A 17,491-nucleotide genomic window follows, 5' to 3' on the forward strand; every position below is an offset into this window, starting at 1 on the left:
CCTGCACCAAGACTCACATTGTGCGTACCTACCACTTCACTGCCTGTAACCGTTAAATTGTTACCCGCATTAATGTTTACCTTATCACCATAAATCCCACTGCCTTTTTGGGTGATGTTGTCGACCGCTATATCTTCAGTAATTGAACCCTTATTAAGCAACCCTTTCGTTTTGGTTTTGTGATGCTCGGTTAACTGTAAACGTTCTTGTTCACTACCAATATCAATATCATGCTCGGCTAATAGGTTTATGCGCTTATCGCTCGATAGCTCCGCCGATTTCGCTAAAATATCATGTCCCGCAATTAAGTTTAGGTCGCCATTGGTTAAAATTTCACTGCCCACCACCTCTTCAATATCAACCTTGCGGGTGTGATTTTTATTCCATATTGAGTCTTGATAGCTTTGCGTTTTTAAGGTCGATAAATTGATGTCGTTCCCGGCAATGACGTTAGTGACGCCCTCTTCACCGCCATTGACCAACAAGGCCGCGCCTAAGTTGATGTCATGTCCCGCTTTTAAGTAAATATCGCCATCATTGACACTAATACTTGAAATCTGGTCAATCACGGTGTTTTTACTTTTGCTCGCACCGTAATGCGTTTCGGTGGTTGAGGTGGTGCTATTTAAGTTGATGTCGTTATTCGCTTGTAAATATGCCAATCTATCCGCATTTAATCTGCCACTGCTGTTGATGCTATCTTTCGCTTGAATAATGATGGCGCCCGCATCAATCAAACCTTGGTTATTGACGTTATTACCTAATAAGGCAACTCGGTTTTTACCTAATATCGTCCCCGAGGATTCGATATCCTTCTCCGCCAGCACCGTGACACTTTTTCCCGATAATAATGCCCCGTCCGTCGTTAATTGTGGGCGGTTAACAAGGTAAACTTGTGGCACCAATACCGATACCGCTTGTCCATCAACCTGCACCGTTTTGCTTTCTAGCCAAACTATATCACTGGTTAAGGCTTTCATTTGTTCCGCAGATAGAGAGGCACCTATCGATAATCCGTACTGCTTAGCAAACGTGGCTCCTGCATTCATCAGTGCTTTATATTGCTCCAAGTCACTGGTGTAATCGCCAATATAACGATGACCCGTTAAGGCAGTTATTTGCTCTCGAATTAACTGTTGCTCATAATAACCATCCCCTAACCGTTTTTGGATGTTATTCGGATCAAGTCGCATTTGATTAAGCATATAATCTGAACTTAACCATTTTTTGCGATTGGTGAAACGCGGATCGGTCTCGACTAAATAATGACTTTGTGGATCCTTATTTATTATTGATAAGCTATTTTGCGGTAAAGTCAAATTAGGCTCAACAAAGATAATGGAATCAGCGTAATGCTGACTATCTTCACTAGTCACTTTTTGATTATCATCAATAATGGGGGTATCTGGCTTTTCAACGCTATCCGGTTGAATGATAGGGTTTGTGATCGGCAAATCATCCAATGGATGTTCGGTTGAAATATTGATATTGCCTTTTTCTTTACCATTGTTGATGATAGCTTCAAGGGAATTATCTAGATGTTTTTCCGTTTTGACTTCGGTTACAATCGGATTAACAATGTGCCCTACGCTAACTATACTCTCTTCACGCTGTTGCAAGTTAATATTGGTTTTATCCACATTACTATTTGATTGGATTTTGGCATGCTCAAGATCGATAGTGGTGACGGATTGGTCTTTATAATCGTTCCACTTTGCTCTTTCTGTATATACAGTTTTACCTTTATCATGTCCTTTATTTCGATAATGATAAATTTGATTCCCGACATCAGAAACAGTCCGCTGACCTTTTAATGAGTGATTGTTAAGCGTGTCGGTCATAATATTTAAGGCATTTCCGGCAATAATTTTACTGTTATCATTCTCTAAATGGTCGGATTGTATACGCAAATCTTTGCCAGAGATGATTTCTGCTGGAGCCGTACTTTTGATTTTAATTTCATAAATATCCCTTGTATAATCATATTTGTAATACTTATAAGTAGAATTAAAAGTACCATTATTTGAATGCAAAACAGGGTATCTGTGCCGCTTTTTAGGGCTAGTACGAATGCTGACTTCATCGGGTTTATATCGCCTTGCATCACCGAGTGGGGAATATTCAACAATATGTTGGCTATCAACTAAGACCTCTTCGGTTTCAATATGGTCATTAATGTTGTTAATGCGGTTAACTTTTAAGGCCATATCGTCAGCCGCTTCAATCCGCGCTGAGTGGTTGTTTAATGTTTGGCCATCAATGTACATATCCCCTAAGCTGAGTATCAAAGCGTGATTGGTGTTATTTAACGTATTAACATCCAATACAAGCGCTTCCCTTGCCGCAATAGTGGGCGCAACGGGACTGGATAAAGAAGCGGCACGGTTGTTCACTTCATAAGCTTTGATAGAAATCCAATCCCCATATAAACGCGCACCATCTAGATTGTCAAAACGCTGCGAAGCGTTTAGGTTTACGTCACCACCATCAATAAGGCCTTTATTTTCCAATAAACGGCTATTGGTGTTGATTTCCTCAGATTCAATAATGCCCCTTTCTGTATTTTTAATTTCATCACTCTTAAGGGTAATGGCTTGACCTGATGAGATTTTACCGTCATTGGTAATGTGGCTTGCATTGATTAAAATATCTTTATTTGCTAGTAAGCTGTTTTTGTTATCAAACCCATGCGTTAAATTAAGCTCAATATTGTTTTCAGCAAGCAGTTCTCCATCACCACTAAGTTGATTTGCGTTAATAGTAATATCATTAGCTAATAAACGTGCTTGGCTATTAGCTATTTCATCCGCTTGAATATGTAATAACGTTTTGGCAATGATATCCGCTTGTTGGTTTTCAAGTGATTGTGTTTTTAGCTCAATTTTTCCTGCATTAAATTTGGCATGATGGTTAGTAATCGCATTAGCAATAATCTTTAATAAACTTGCCGTTTCAAGTTTTGATTGGCTATTATTAATCGAATTGGTCTCAATTAAAATGCCATTATTGGCTGTCGTTGTTGCGTGTTGATTATCAATAGCCCCATGAGATTTTAATTGAATTTGTTGCATTGCGGTGAGCTTAGCATGATTATTGGTTAAATGATTTTTGGCATGTAAGAGAATATTGCCTTTGCTCACTAACTTTGCAAGTTGGTTATCAATGGTTTGCCCCTCTAAGGTAGCATCCCCTTTAGCTTGAATATCTGCTGACTGATTATTGATGTGATTCGATTTGATCGTTAGGTCACTTTCTGCAACTAATTGTGCTTGGTGATTATTCACATCATTGGCCGTAATTGCCAATACCCCCTTACTGCTTAATTCAGAATCTTTATTATTTAAAGAATCCGCATGAATGATAAGACCATCTTGCCCCGAGATAATCGTTGCATGTTGATTAGCTAGGTGGGCATTGACATCCATTTGCATACCTTGTTTTGCTTGTAAGGCAGCATTATGATTATCAAGGTTATTGGCATGGATCGAAATGTGTTTATCGGCTAACCATAAGGCGTCTTGATTATTTATTTCATCACTGTTTACCGTTATATTTTGTTTAGCCGATAATGTGCTATTTTGATTATTTGTTTTGTTAGCATCAATCTGTATCGAATCATTTGTAATTAAGGTAGCTGATCGGTTATCAAATTCAGTACTTTGAATATCAATACCTTTTTCTGCATTAAAATAAGCCGATTGGTTAATTAATTTTTTAGTTGTTAATGATAATTGACCACCCGATATTAAGGTTGCCTCGTTATTATTTAATGTATCGGCTTTGACGGTAATATCATTATCGGCTTTAAATACAGATGAATGATTATCAATGTCATCACTATCAATAATAATGGCATTTTGACTGACCCATTTGACCAATGCACTATTAAGCTTTTTGGCTTTTATGTCAATATTATCATCCGCTTTTAATATAGATGACTGACTATTAAGTTCATCCGCATTAAGCGTGACTTTGTTACCCGCTATCAATAAGTTATTCTGATTATTAATTTGCTTGGCAGCCATATTAATTTTATTTTGTGTTCGAATGTCAGCGTTTTGATTATCTAATTGCTCATCAGCATTAAACTCAACATCGCCTGTCGCAATCATGGTGCTATGTTGATTATGAATCTTTTTACCTTGCATAGTCAGGTCATGACCAGACTTGATTTTCGAACGTTGATTATTAATTAACTGTGACTCAAGCTTTAGTTTATCACCGGAAATGAGTATTGCATCAGCATTGTCCAATTTGTCGGTAGCGGTTATAGATAATGCCTTACCCGATTGCATGGCTAAATGACGGTTATCAATGTCTTTACCTTCGATATTTATCGATTGCTGGCTAATGATTTGTGCATTTTGGTTGTCAATGTCGTTAGCCTGAATATGAATAGCAGCTAATGCATTAATTTGGGTATTTTGGTTATTAACATTGTTCGACAATAAATCAATTTTTCCATAACTGAACAATTTGCTGTTATGATTATTTAAATACGGTGCTTTAAAGTAAATATCTTTATAGCTTGATATTGACGAATTCTGATTATTAATCGTTTGTGCATTAGCACTAATATTGCCTTCACTAATCCATTTGGCATTATTGTTATCTAATTGTGAATTGGCTGTAACGGTTATGTCATCTTTGGCACTTAATGTTGCTTCATTTAATTTAACTGTGTTTGCTTCAATGGTTGACTGTTTTTCACTCACCATTAAGCCATCAGTGGCATCAATATAATCTAATGCATTAAGTTTTATATTTCCTTTTGCTTTAACTTTTGCCTTTTGTGCATCAATATGCGAACTTGTAATATGGATATCATTATTGCTGACTAATACGCCTTCATTAACCCATAGTTGCTCCGCTGTTATCGCTATGCGATCGCTAGCGCTGAGCTCGGCATTATTATTATTTATATTTTTACCTTGCAGCATTAAGTGAAAATTAGTCAGTAATTGTGCGGATTGATTGTCTAAATCAGTCGAATTAATTGACAAATAACCATTGGATTTTAATTCTGCAGATTGGTTATTAACCTGTTGCCCATCAATAGCAATATTATGGAGTGCAGTAAATTTTGCATATTGATTAAAAAATTGCTTAACATTGATATTAATCGTTTTTTCTGAAATAAATGTCGACGAATGATTATCAACTAGCTCACTGTTAATATTAATATCACCTTTTGCTCTTAACGCCGCTTTTTGGTTGTTGATTTGATTGGCATGAACAGTTAAAACACCTTCAGTTAATAACTCAGACTGCTGATTATTAAACTGATGGCTATCAATGGTTAAATCTTTTTTCGATTGTAATGTGGATTTCTGGTTTTCTAATGTATCAGATTTTATTTGCAAACTATCATTAGTGACTAATAATGATTCGTTATTAGTAATATGTTGCCCTTTTAAATTAATCGCCCCTTCTGCCAAAAGCATCGACTTGTGATTATCAATAAAACGCCCTGCATTAAAATTAATTTTATTACCTGTATTGAGTTTTGATTGAGCATTATTGATACTACTGCCATTAAAGGTAATGTCTCCTTTAGCCAATATAACAGATTGTTGGTTATCAATTACGTTACCTGTAGCTGAATAAGATGCATTAGTTTTAACTTGTAAATGGCGGCTATCAATGGAATTATTCGCCTGTAGAAGGATATCTTTTTCACTATGGATTGTTGCTGTGTTGATATCAATATTTTCAGCCGTTAATGTGACCGATTCAGCACTATTTTGGCTGTTGGCTAGATTAATATTCTTTTGTGCATTAACTTTAACGTGTTGACCTGCCAGATTTTTACCCGTGAGTGAAATATTATTGGCATCTGCGGTAATATTGCTTTTTTGTGTTAATTTTCCCTGTTCATCAATCCCCGCGGCAATCGTGCTTTTTTGAGTACTATTTATTTCCGAAGCCTTCAGCGTAATGTCATTTTTTGCAACTAATGTTCCTTCATTGACTATTGATTTTTCACTGTTTAACTTGATGTCTTGTTTGCTGTATATTTGCTTACTGTTGTGAATGTCTTTTCGACTGCTTAAACGGATATCTTGCTGAGCCTGTATCGACCCCGTATTAATTATTTTACCCTCCGCTGTCACAGTAATGCTTCCTGCGCTTGCGCCTAATTCACCGGCATTATGTACACCAACCCCCTTTTCAGTGCCCACTAGGTTGATTTTGCCTGCATACATCCCTCCCAATGCGGATACATCTATCGATACTTCAGGTTTGTCGCCTACCTGTTCATCCAATGGGGTGATTTTTTGGGTGCCTTGGCTGACTTTATTGCGACCCGTCACTACATTTAAGTCATTCGCCCAAACCGCTGAGTTTATCGATACCGTGTGTGCAATTAAATCTGTATAACTTTGTGTTGAACTGTCTAGCCCTTTACCAGTGACCGTAATATGCCCTCGTTCAACTTGATACCCCGTTAAATCACCATTTTCTATTATCGGTTTACCCGTCGTTAGCGTGCCACGGCTAGCATTGATAAATCCACAACCATTACAGGTTATTCCCGATGGGTTGGCAATGATAACTTGTGCTTTTTGACCCGCAACTTCAACCACCCCATTTAATTGACTAGGATTGCGTGAGTTGACTTCGTTTAAAATAATTTTAGCACTCCCTGTGGCATTTAATAGCTCATTACCTTGAACATACCCCCCAATCTGGGTTTTGCTTGCCTTGCTACTGTTATTTAAAATGACTCCTTGCTTCGATACATCAAACTGTTGGTATTTATTATGCGATACCCCTTTCTTATTCGGCGTTTGAATATTAATCTGCGTTGTGCCATTGGCCGTTGAGCCAATCAGCGGTTGTTGATGTTTGCCAGCTTGACGGTCTGGAACAATGTGGTTGCCATAAACCGGAGCGCTAATACTCACAAATCCTAACGAAATAGATACAAGAAAGGTTATTGGCCTTAATTTAACAAAAAACGATTTAAAGAAAGCTTGCTCTCCTGACGATGCAGTCTGTTCGCTGCCTATCGGGGTTTTAGCAATATCTGCAACAACCATTTGTATGCCACGTTTTTTGTTAAAAATCACCCGGTATAACTTCTTATTCATCGCTTAATTCCTTTCCCTTATTATCTTTTCTAATATTGATTATGTATTTATCTTGCTTTAGCTCTCTCTTTTTGACTATTAAATCGTCATATAATATTAATAACTCCAATTTACACTAAACCCTAAGACTAATGGGTTAGTGTTAAAACCTTTGGGTTTTCGTATCGGTGTCCCCGCAAAAAGATCATAGTAAAAACCATAATTATTACCTCTAACACCAATAACCCCCCCCGTTAAGTGCCTCCCCAACAGATATTCACTTTTTGCCCCAGATACTCCACCTGTATCAATCCCTAAGTAAGGCTCATGATTAAACGGTGCTTGCCAAGCAAGCTCATTACGAACATACCAACCTCGATCCGCCTTTAAGGTTAATTCACCATCAAAACCGCGTACGCTCCAACGCCCGCCTATTGAAAACTGGTCTGGTGAAGTTAAACGCTCGCCTCGTGTGTATTGACCTTGATAGTCGATATGATAACGATATTGTTGCTCGCCTAAACGAAAAGGAATATTGGCCGCAAAGTTAACTAAAAAAATATTCGATAATGCACTGCCGTTATCTTCCGGATTAAGCTCCTCTGGCGCTTTTTGTGCATTGAACCACCTCACGCCTTTTTGATATGACACGCCCGCATCCAATACTATATCGTTAATATAATGCCGATGTTGTAAACCTAATTGCCAGTTTGTGGTCTTCCTTTGCTGGATTTCGATTTCCGTTTCATTGATATAGTTATGCGATTGTCGTAAGCTAATGCCATAACTTAATGTCGTTTTTTGTGATTCATTTCGATGAATCACTCGACTGAGCTGTACGTTTGCGTTCCGACTGCGACCACTGTATTTGTAATCTTCATTTTGTCCCGCTACCGTTTGATGATATTTATTCCCCGATAACGAAGCACTAAGCAACCAATATCCCCATGGCACAGAATACGATAATAAATAGTTACGTGAACCATATTTACCTTTGCCGTTTAAATCATGTCCCCCTGATGCATAAAAAGAATCACTTAATGATAATAAGTTATCCAAATAAATCGTCGCACCACCTTGATCCCGACCTGTCGTCTTTGTACCTGAATCATCAACCGATAAACCAATGCGCCACATCTTACTTTGCTTGCGGCTAATAACTATATCGCTTTCACCTGGTTTGTCTCCGGGGACTAACTGCATCTGCGCACTTACGGTGGGCAAACGTTGTAAATTTTCAAGCCCTTGCTCAATATCGCGTAAATTGAGTGTTTTGCCTTCTCTAACTGGCATGGCACTATAAAGCTGCGCATATTTATCACTATCATCACTATAGTTAACGTGCCTAACTTTTCCTTCAACAAGCAATAATTTTAACGTTCCATTCGCTAAATCTTGCTCTGGCGCAACCACTCGGGTCGTAATAAAACCATAACTTACCAATCGGTCTTGCAGCTGACTCATCAATAAATTAATACCTTCCCCTCCTAAACAACGATGCTCTGCTTGTTGAGCGAGTTTCTTTAAAGGAATAAACCAAGGTAATTTGTCACGCTCAATTAATTCAACTCGATTAATATTGAAACATAATGACTCAACAGGAAAGTTTATCTCGCCAACGGTTTTACTTGGCGGTAATAAATGAATATCAGGAGAGGTTGGATTTAATGAATCCTCTAGCGCTTTTTGACGCTCTTGCTGGTGAATTAACTGCTGGTCGCTAAGAGTTTGGGTTTGGGTTTGGGTTTGGGCTGGCAATGCCAACAAAATAGATACAGGAGAGATTACTATTACAAAACTTAATAAATATTTTTTCATCAAAATACTCTTCTTAGCTCGATATTCACCCAAATATTACACAAAATTTACGCAACGAATGTTAAAGTAAATGACGTTAAATGTCTATGTTAAAATTTGATAAATATTATTTATTTTATATTTGTTTGTTTTGCGATTGTCGATAGTACTTTATCAAATACCTAATTTGGAAAAGGATTTTATCCCAATTTTAGAAAATGCAACATACAATCAAAATGGAATTTTTATTTTTTCCTTTTGTTTTACTAATTTAAACTTAGTTTTTGTTAGTGTATTTATTCCTGATTAAAGATACCTCTAAAAAAGTTGAGTCTAAGTGGGATTAAATGAGGTTAAAAAGCCTTGACAAACAAGGCTTAAAATAACAAAAAAAGACAATATGAGATTACGTGATATTAAATACAATTATTCCCATTCAATAGTCGCTGGCGGTTTTCCGCTTATATCATATACGACACGAGAAATACCATTAACTTCGTTGATAATTCGATTTGAAACACGTCCTAGGAAATCATAAGGTAACTGAGCCCAATGAGCCGTCATAAAATCGATGGTTTCAACTGCACGCAAGGATACAACCCAATCATATTTACGGCCATCCCCCATTACACCTACTGAACGAACAGGTAAGAACACAGTAAAGGCTTGACTTACTTTGTGGTATAGATTAGCTTTATAAAGTTCTTCAATAAAAATAGCATCAGCTTGACGTAACAAGTCGCAATACTCTTTTTTTACCTCACCAAGTACACGCACGCCAAGACCTGGACCAGGAAATGGATGACGGTAAAGCATGTCATAAGGTAATCCAAGTTCTAAACCCACTTTACGGACTTCATCTTTAAATAATTCGCGCAGTGGCTCAACTAAGCCCATTTTCATATCTTCTGGTAATCCGCCTACATTATGATGTGATTTAATTACATGGGCTTTGCCAGTATCAGCAGCAGCCGATTCAATAACATCTGGATAGATAGTACCTTGAGCTAACCATTTTACATCTTTTAATTTTGCCGCCTCTTCATCAAATACAGCAACAAATTCACGCCCAATAATTTTACGTTTTGCTTCAGGATCTGCTTCACCTTTTAGTGCAGCTAAAAAGCGGTCTTCAGCATTTACAGCTATGATATTTAAGCCAAATTTATTACCAAACATATCCATAACTTGTTGAGCTTCGTTCAAGCGTAACAAACCATGATCAACAAATACACAAGTTAATTGATCTCCGATAGCTTGGTGTAATAACAATGCTGTAACAGAAGAATCAACCCCTCCTGATAAGCCAAGTAATACTTTGTCATTGCCAACCTGTTCTTTAATTCTAGCAATAGCATCGGTAATAATTGAAGATGGTGTCCAAAGTTTTTCGCAGTTACAAATATCAATCACAAAACGTTGCAATAACTCGAAACCTTTTACAGTATGAGTTACTTCTGGATGAAATTGAACGCCATAAAATTGTTTTTCGTCATTAGCCATAATAGCAAATGGGCAAGTTTCAGTACGCCCAATCAGTGTGAAACTATCAGGCAATGCTGTTACTTTATCACCGTGGCTCATCCAAACATCAAGTTGATTAACGCCTTGTTCACTTGCGCTATCGAAAATACCATCAGTTAATTTTGACGATCCAACAAGATCCACTTTAGCATAACCAAATTCACGTTGGTTAGAACCAGTGACTTGACCGCCCTTACCAACTTGAATTGCCATAGTCTGCATGCCATAACAAATACCCAAAACAGGTACGCCAGCATTAAAAACATACTCGGGAGCACGAGGACTATTAGCATCGGTGGTACTTTCAGGACCACCTGATAAAATAATACCCTTAGGATTAAATTGTTTGATTTTCTCTTCTGATACATCCCACGGCCAAAGTTCACAGTACACACCAATTTCACGAATTCGGCGAGCGATTAACTGGGTAACTTGAGAACCAAAATCAAGGATCAATATGCGTTGTTGGTGGATGTCTTTTTTCATCAATTTTATTCCTAAACTATAAACTATTACAAAATTAGGATGCTATTGTATCATTTACCGATTAAATTGAGAGCATTAATTAAAAACAACTATAAATATTTTATATTATTAATAATTTTGGAATCCAGGCTTATTACAAAATTCAATAAAATGTTCATCAAATTAACCTTGTAATAAGTCAACAGATCAAAGAATTGAATTTTCTTTACTTAATTGATAAGTAAACTTATTAAAAGGAGACGTTATGAATACCATTTCAATTTCTTTCATATTACCAACCAAAGCTAAACCAACTCAAATTTGGCAATACTATACTGAGCTTAATTTGAGAAAATTATGGGAAACTGATCTTGAAGACTTTCGTATATTTGGTGACTTAAAAACAGGGGCTAAAGGTATTTTCAAATTACAAAATATACCAGAAATGGAAGTGACTTTATCAAAGATTATTGATGAGCAAGAATTTACAGAACAATTTGATATGCCTGAAATAGGTTTACTGTTTTTCTCACATCAAATTATGGAAATATCGCATAATCAATATGTATTAAAATCAGAAATTTCTCTAAAACCGGATCCAAAAATGGATACTAAAGCATCCTATGATTTTATAAAACAGATTTCAGATGATATTATAGATAAAACTTACAAATTAAATGGCTTAGTTGAAGGGTAAATTATGACAAAGGACAATAAGTTTTTGACTCAATTCCGAACTGATTCTGAATCTATTGGTTTTGTTTTTATGAAAACTTATTCGTCCTGGCATACGAATATCAAAATTGCTTGAAAAAACAGTCTATCACTCATCCCCAATTTATAGTGCTTGCAACACTTGCTTATCTATCACAGCGGCCAGACGAAATAACACAAGTTATTTTATCAAATAAAACAAATATCGATGTGATGACAATTTCCCAAATATTAGAGAATTTATAAAAAAAGAATTATATAAAACGCTCTTGCTCAATTAAAGATAGTCGAGCAAAATCCATTCAATTAACCCAAAAAGGATTGAATAAAGCAAATGAAACTGTACCTTTGGTTGAACAAATAGATAAAGATTTTTTTTCCATATTACAAGATGATAAAGAACAATTTATGAAAATGTTATTAACACTATTAAAAAACAACATGGAGGGATAAAATCATTTATAAATTTTTATTATTTATTGTTTTTATCAACTTTGAATGCTTGGACTTGACTTAAAATAAGTTTTTGAAGACCTTGTCGCAAATTTCTAGAACAAAATACTTTAAAACTGAATCGCTATAACTCAAGCTTTAAAAAACTATTACTTGTTGGCTAAATTTAATTAAAAAGGTGATATTGCATCACCTTTTATCGTTAGTTAAAATGTTTTGCTAAACTTATTTTGCAGCGTTTTGTTCTTGTGCTGATTGAATTGCGGTTAATGCAATAGTGTAAACAATATCATCAACTAATGCACCACGAGACAAATCATTCACAGGTTTACGCATGCCTTGTAGCATAGGACCAATCGAAACAAGATCCGCTGAACGTTGTACTGCTTTATATGTGGTATTACCTGTATTAAGATCAGGGAAAATAAACACAGTAGCTTTACCTGCAACTTGTGAATTAGGCGCCTTTGATTTAGCTACATCAGGCATTACCGCTGCATCATATTGTAATGGGCCGTCAATCATTAGATCAGGACGTTTTTCTTGAGCAATGCGAGTTGCTTCTTTCACTTTTTCAACATCAGCACCTTGACCAGAGCTACCTGTTGAGTATGAGATCATCGCAACACGAGGTTCAATACCAAAGGCGATTGCTGTATCAGCCGACTGAATGGCAATTTCGGCTAACTCTTGTGCATTTGGATCTGGATTAATTGCACAGTCACCATAAATATATACTTGATCAGGCATTAACATAAAGAATACTGATGAAACAAGTGAACTACCTGGGGCAGTTTTAATTAATTGTAATGGTGGACGGATAGTATTAGCGGTTGTATGCACAGCACCTGACACTAAACCATCAACTTCATTTGCTTCAAGCATCATTGTACCAAGTACTACGTTATCAGCTAATTGCTCACGAGCAATTACTTCTGTCATGCCTTTATTTTTACGTAATTCAACTAAACGAGGTACATACTTTTCACGAATTAATTCAGGATCAACAATTTCAACACCTTGCCCTAAAGTTACGCCTTGTGAAGCGGCAACTTTACGCACTTCGTCCGGATTCCCAATTAATACACATTTAGCGATATTACGCTCAGCACAAATTGCGGCTGCTTTAACCGTTCTTGGTTCATCACCTTCTGGTAATACCACTACCTTTTTTGCATTACGCGCAAGTTCAGTTAATTGATAACGAAATGCAGGAGGAGACAAGCGACGTGCAGAATTCACTACTTCATTTAATGATTTAATCCATTTAGCATCAATATGATCAGCTACATAATTTTGGGTGTTTTCCATACGTTCTTTATCGTCAGCAGGAATTTCTAAATTAAATTGTTGTAGACTAATCGATGTCTGGAAAGTGTTGGTTTTAACTGTAAATACAGGTAAACCAGTATCAAATGCAGGTTGGCATAATTTTGCAATTTTATCGTCGATTTCATAACCACCAGTTAGGAGTACACCACCAATTGCCACACCATTCATTGCCGCTAAACTGATAGTAACTAACACATCAGCACGATCAGCAGAAGTCACTAAAAGTGCATTTGGTTGTAGGTGGTTAATAATATTTGGTACGCTGCGAGAGCAGAAAGACACATGTTTAATACGACGATTTTTAATACAACCTTCGTTAATGATTTTTGCATCAAAATGCTTAGCAATATCTATAGCACGACAAGCACTTAGATCAATATTCCAAGGAATACAACCAAGAACAGGCAATGGACTGTGTGCATTTAAATCATCGATAGTAATTTTCTTATCATCAAATTTAGGGGTATGATAAATTTCAGCAACATCAGGACGAGCAAGATTTTGCTCTTCAACTGGCGCATTAACTTTATTAACAATCACACCGACGATTTTATCATTTTTAATACCACCAAAGTTAGAACGAGCAATTTCAATACGATCTCTAAGTTGTTCTGGCGTATCTTTGCCCATATTAACTACAAAAATAATTTCGGCGCCAAGAGTTTTAGCAATATTATTATTAAGTTCATTAGCAAAAGGATAATCAGATGTTGGCACAATACCTTCAACTAAAACAACATCAGCTCCTTTAGTATTTTCGGCATAAAGGGCAACGATTTCTTCCATTAACACATCTTGTTGATTTAAACCTAATAGGTTTTCAACATGGCTCATTTTAAGCGGTTTTAGTGTTGGAATTGATGTATTGTTGCTCACTAGGGTTGTGGTATTATCTGGCGCATCGCCACCAGCTCTTGGTTGCGCGACAGGTTTAAACACATTTAAATTAATACCTTGACGCTCCATAGCTCGAATAACGCCCAGACTCACACCTGTTAACCCGACATTAGTGCCAGTTGGGATGAGCATAATTGTACGAGACATAATTATTACCTCTTAAATCTTTATTGTATAAAAACAAACCGCCATTTAGGCGGTTTTGAATATTTATTAAGCAGTTAGACGCGCAGCATCTTGAGCAATGACAAGTTCTTCATTGGTTGGAATAACCATCGCAATAGCTGAACCATCTTTAGTAATTTTGCCACCGTTACCAAAACGAGCTGCAAGGTTACGTTCTTGATCAAGTTCAAAACCAAGAATACCTAATTTTTGTAATGCCATACGACGCACTTCTTCTGAGTTTTCACCGATACCTCCAGTAAATACTATAGCATCTAAACGACCATCTAAAAGCATAGCATAACCGCCGATATATTTTACTAGGCGATGAACAAAAACATCTAAAGCATTTTTAGCATTTTCGTCTTTATCGTAATTATCGGTTACATAACGGCAATCGCTGCTCACACCAGTCAAACCTAATAAACCAGATTTTTTGTTTAAAAGGTTATTAATATCAGCAACAGACATTTTTAAGTTATCATGTAAGAAGAACATAATCGCTGGATCAATATCACCACTACGTGTACCCATCACCAAGCCTTCAAGCGGAGTTAACCCCATTGAAGTTTCAACACATTTACCATTTTTAACAGCTGTAATTGATGCGCCATTACCTAAATGACAAGTAATAACATTAGTTTGGTCAACTGGTTTATTTAATAACTTAGCAGCTTCGCGACTAACATAATAATGGCTAGTACCATGCGCACCATAACGACGAACACCGTGTTTAGTATAAAGTTCGTTTGGAAGAGCATATAGATAAGCTTCTTTTGGCATTGTTGTATGGAATGCAGTATCAAACACTGCAACATTTTTAGTTTTTAGGTGTGGGAACGCAGCAAATGCTTCACGAATACCGATTAAATGTGCAGGATTATGTAACGGTGCAAAAGCAGATGCTTCTTCAATTCCTTTTAATACTGAATCATCAATAACAACTGACTGGGTATATTTTTCGCCACCATGAACAATACGGTGACCAATCGATTTAATGCTATCTAATAATTCTGGCTTTTGTGGAAAGATGCTATTAACAATAAAACGAATTGCTTCACTGTGTGCTGCACCAGCTCCTAGAGAAGCTTCGTTTTTAACACCATCAAGCTTCCACTTAATACGAGCATCAGGAAGATGAAAACATTCAGCTAAACCAGATAAAAACTCATCACCATTTTCAGGGTTTATAATGGCAAATTTTAATGATGAACTTCCGCAATTAAGAACAAGAGCGTTATTACTTGATGACATAGTAATTCCTATAAATTGAATAATAAAGACATATACCAATCAAAATTGGTAACTCAACACATGATTTAAAATCAATGTGACTACGCTAAGGTGACTTCTGATATCTTGTTTTTTGAGATAAAATAGAGAGAGTCCCCAATTTGAATGACACTATTTTAAGACAATAAGAAGTGAATGTCGAGGAATCACAATAATATGAATTTAATAACCACATTTAAAGCTGGTCAAAGGTATATGAAGCTTTGCCCAGTAGACAAACAATTAATACATTCATTTCCTGAATTAAAAATTATTAACTACATAAAAACCGCAAATAAATACTTGCCTCCTATCATTATTGGCTTACTCCTTTGGCAGTATTTCATGCCGGCACAAATTGCTGTAACAATAATAACCATACTATTTACCTTAAGCATGCCCTTGCAAGGAATATTTTGGTTAGGAAAACGTGCTCTATCACCCTTACCGCTTAATTTAATTGAGTGTTATAACCAATTAAAAATAAAATTAATTGCTAAAAAAATTATTGCCGAAAAAAATAGTATAGAAGACAATAAATTAACATTTGAAGCATTTATGAAAATTATCAACCTAGCCAAATTACATTTAGGTGATTATTTCGGTCAAGACAATGATAGCTCAACTTATTATAAAGAATAATCACAATGGCAAATTTACTCACTATACTACGAAAGCAAATTGACAAATTAGAACAGCAAATTAATTTAGCAAATGATCAACAATTTCAAGAACCTTATTTTGACGAGCAACTATTTCAAACGAATAAAATTGTAACAGATAAAACATTTTACCTTGAAAAAATCAAACAAACTTATCAAGTGTTAGTTGCTAATATAAAATTAGAAAAAGTTGAACAAATAACTTTTTTATCTGACAAGTTAGTTAACCAAATTGCTGCCCTAACGCGTGAACTAGCAACCCAAAACCTACGCCAAAAAGGGTTCCAAAATATTATTGCAGAAACCCTAGCCCAAAAACATATGCGCCACCTAGATTATTTGCGCCGACTACAAGATATGAAATACGAGCTAGAGCTATCGCCCGAAATTATCAATCAAAGTAAAATCGCCGCAATTGATAACCGAATTTACCGCTGTGAACAAGCAATTAAAAAGATTGAATTTGAAATTGAGAATGATATCAATTAATAAATTTCATACTTTCCTAATTTTAATCTGATCTCATTCATTTGATTGAACAGTTTTATTTGGATTTATCCTATAGTTAATTTACGATTAATCAATGCCCTGATACTTTTGAAAATAAATTAATAATCACAACACCAAACATAATAAACCCCATACCAACTAAAGCTGCAAAATCTAAAGTTTGTTTTAGAAAAACCCATGCAATTAAGCTTATTAATACAATTCCAATTCCAGACCAGATAGCATAAGCAATACCTACGGGAATAGTTTTTAGTGCTAATGAGAGTAAATAAAACGAAGCGCTATAGCCCACAATGGTAATGATGGAATAGATAAGATTGGTAAATCCATCAGATAGTTTTAATGAAGAAGTTGCAACAACTTCACAAATAATTGCAAAAAAAAGTAATAAATATGAATTCATCTTAATACCTATAGTCGTTAAATAAAAAGCCGATTACCTAAAATTAATGTTGAAATCTTATAACAATCAATATCTAATTAACTGTTAAACATTGATAGATGAAAAATATAGTTTTGCTTTGTTTTAATATCATTAATTGTGATGAAGAGGTAAAGATAGATAGCTATTAACGCTTGAAAAGGAAAAGCTTTATGATAGCTTAGGTTTCCATTTTAAAAAATAAA

9 protein-coding genes are annotated in these 17,491 nt (G+C 35.8%); 3 read left to right on the forward strand and 6 right to left on the reverse strand.

What is annotated here, in order from left to right:
* From A9G38_RS11435 to guaA, 3 genes are all read right to left on the reverse strand, one after another.
* Positions 1–7,094, reverse strand: a 7,094-nt coding sequence (locus tag A9G38_RS11435; RefSeq protein ID WP_065623276.1) for a two-partner secretion domain-containing protein, incomplete at its 3' end; no start/stop codon positions are given.
* Between the two features lie 96 nt (positions 7,095–7,190).
* Positions 7,191–8,891 (reverse strand): ShlB/FhaC/HecB family hemolysin secretion/activation protein, encoded by a 1,701-nt coding sequence (locus tag A9G38_RS11440; RefSeq protein ID WP_034910623.1) that lies wholly within the window; start codon positions 8,889–8,891, stop codon positions 7,191–7,193.
* A 405-nt stretch (positions 8,892–9,296) separates the two neighbouring features.
* Positions 9,297–10,880, reverse strand: coding sequence for a glutamine-hydrolyzing GMP synthase (gene guaA / locus A9G38_RS11445; protein WP_034910620.1), 1,584 nt, complete (start codon positions 10,878–10,880; stop codon positions 9,297–9,299).
* A gap of 244 nt (positions 10,881–11,124) precedes the next feature.
* Between guaA and A9G38_RS11450 the strand changes: the two genes are divergently transcribed.
* Positions 11,125–11,556 (forward strand): hypothetical protein, encoded by a 432-nt coding sequence (locus tag A9G38_RS11450; protein ID WP_034910617.1) that lies wholly within the window; start codon positions 11,125–11,127, stop codon positions 11,554–11,556.
* 695 nt (positions 11,557–12,251) lie between these two features.
* Here A9G38_RS11450 and pta read toward each other — a convergent pair.
* Positions 12,252–14,402: a phosphate acetyltransferase gene (gene pta, locus A9G38_RS11460; RefSeq protein ID WP_034910613.1), complete on the reverse strand. Its 2,151-nt coding sequence runs from the start codon at positions 14,400–14,402 to the stop codon at positions 12,252–12,254.
* A gap of 66 nt (positions 14,403–14,468) precedes the next feature.
* Entirely contained in the window at positions 14,469–15,674 is a 1,206-nt protein-coding gene (locus tag A9G38_RS11465; protein WP_034910610.1) for an acetate kinase, read from the reverse strand.
* 195 nt (positions 15,675–15,869) lie between these two features.
* Between A9G38_RS11465 and yfbV the strand changes: the two genes are divergently transcribed.
* Together yfbV and priC are read left to right on the forward strand one after the other, a co-directional pair.
* Positions 15,870–16,334 carry a terminus macrodomain insulation protein YfbV gene (gene yfbV, locus A9G38_RS11470; protein ID WP_034910608.1) on the forward strand — a complete coding sequence of 155 codons (465 nt, stop codon included), beginning with the start codon at positions 15,870–15,872 and terminating at the stop codon, positions 16,332–16,334.
* Positions 16,335–16,339: 5 nt separating this feature from the next.
* The gene (gene priC / locus A9G38_RS11475; protein ID WP_034910605.1) at positions 16,340–16,843 is read left to right on the forward strand and encodes a primosomal replication protein PriC; all 504 of its coding nucleotides are present in this window, start codon (positions 16,340–16,342) and stop codon (positions 16,841–16,843) included.
* Positions 16,844–16,934: 91 nt separating this feature from the next.
* Here priC and A9G38_RS11480 read toward each other — a convergent pair whose 3' ends face one another.
* A complete protein-coding gene (locus A9G38_RS11480) occupies positions 16,935–17,267 on the reverse strand; it encodes a DMT family transporter (RefSeq protein ID WP_034910602.1) in 333 nt (110 codons plus the stop codon).
* Positions 17,268–17,491 lie beyond the last annotated feature (224 nt).

The organism is Gilliamella sp. Imp1-1 (genome assembly GCF_001690415.1).
In the GTDB taxonomy this organism is placed as follows: domain Bacteria; phylum Pseudomonadota; class Gammaproteobacteria; order Enterobacterales; family Orbaceae; genus Gilliamella; species Gilliamella bombi.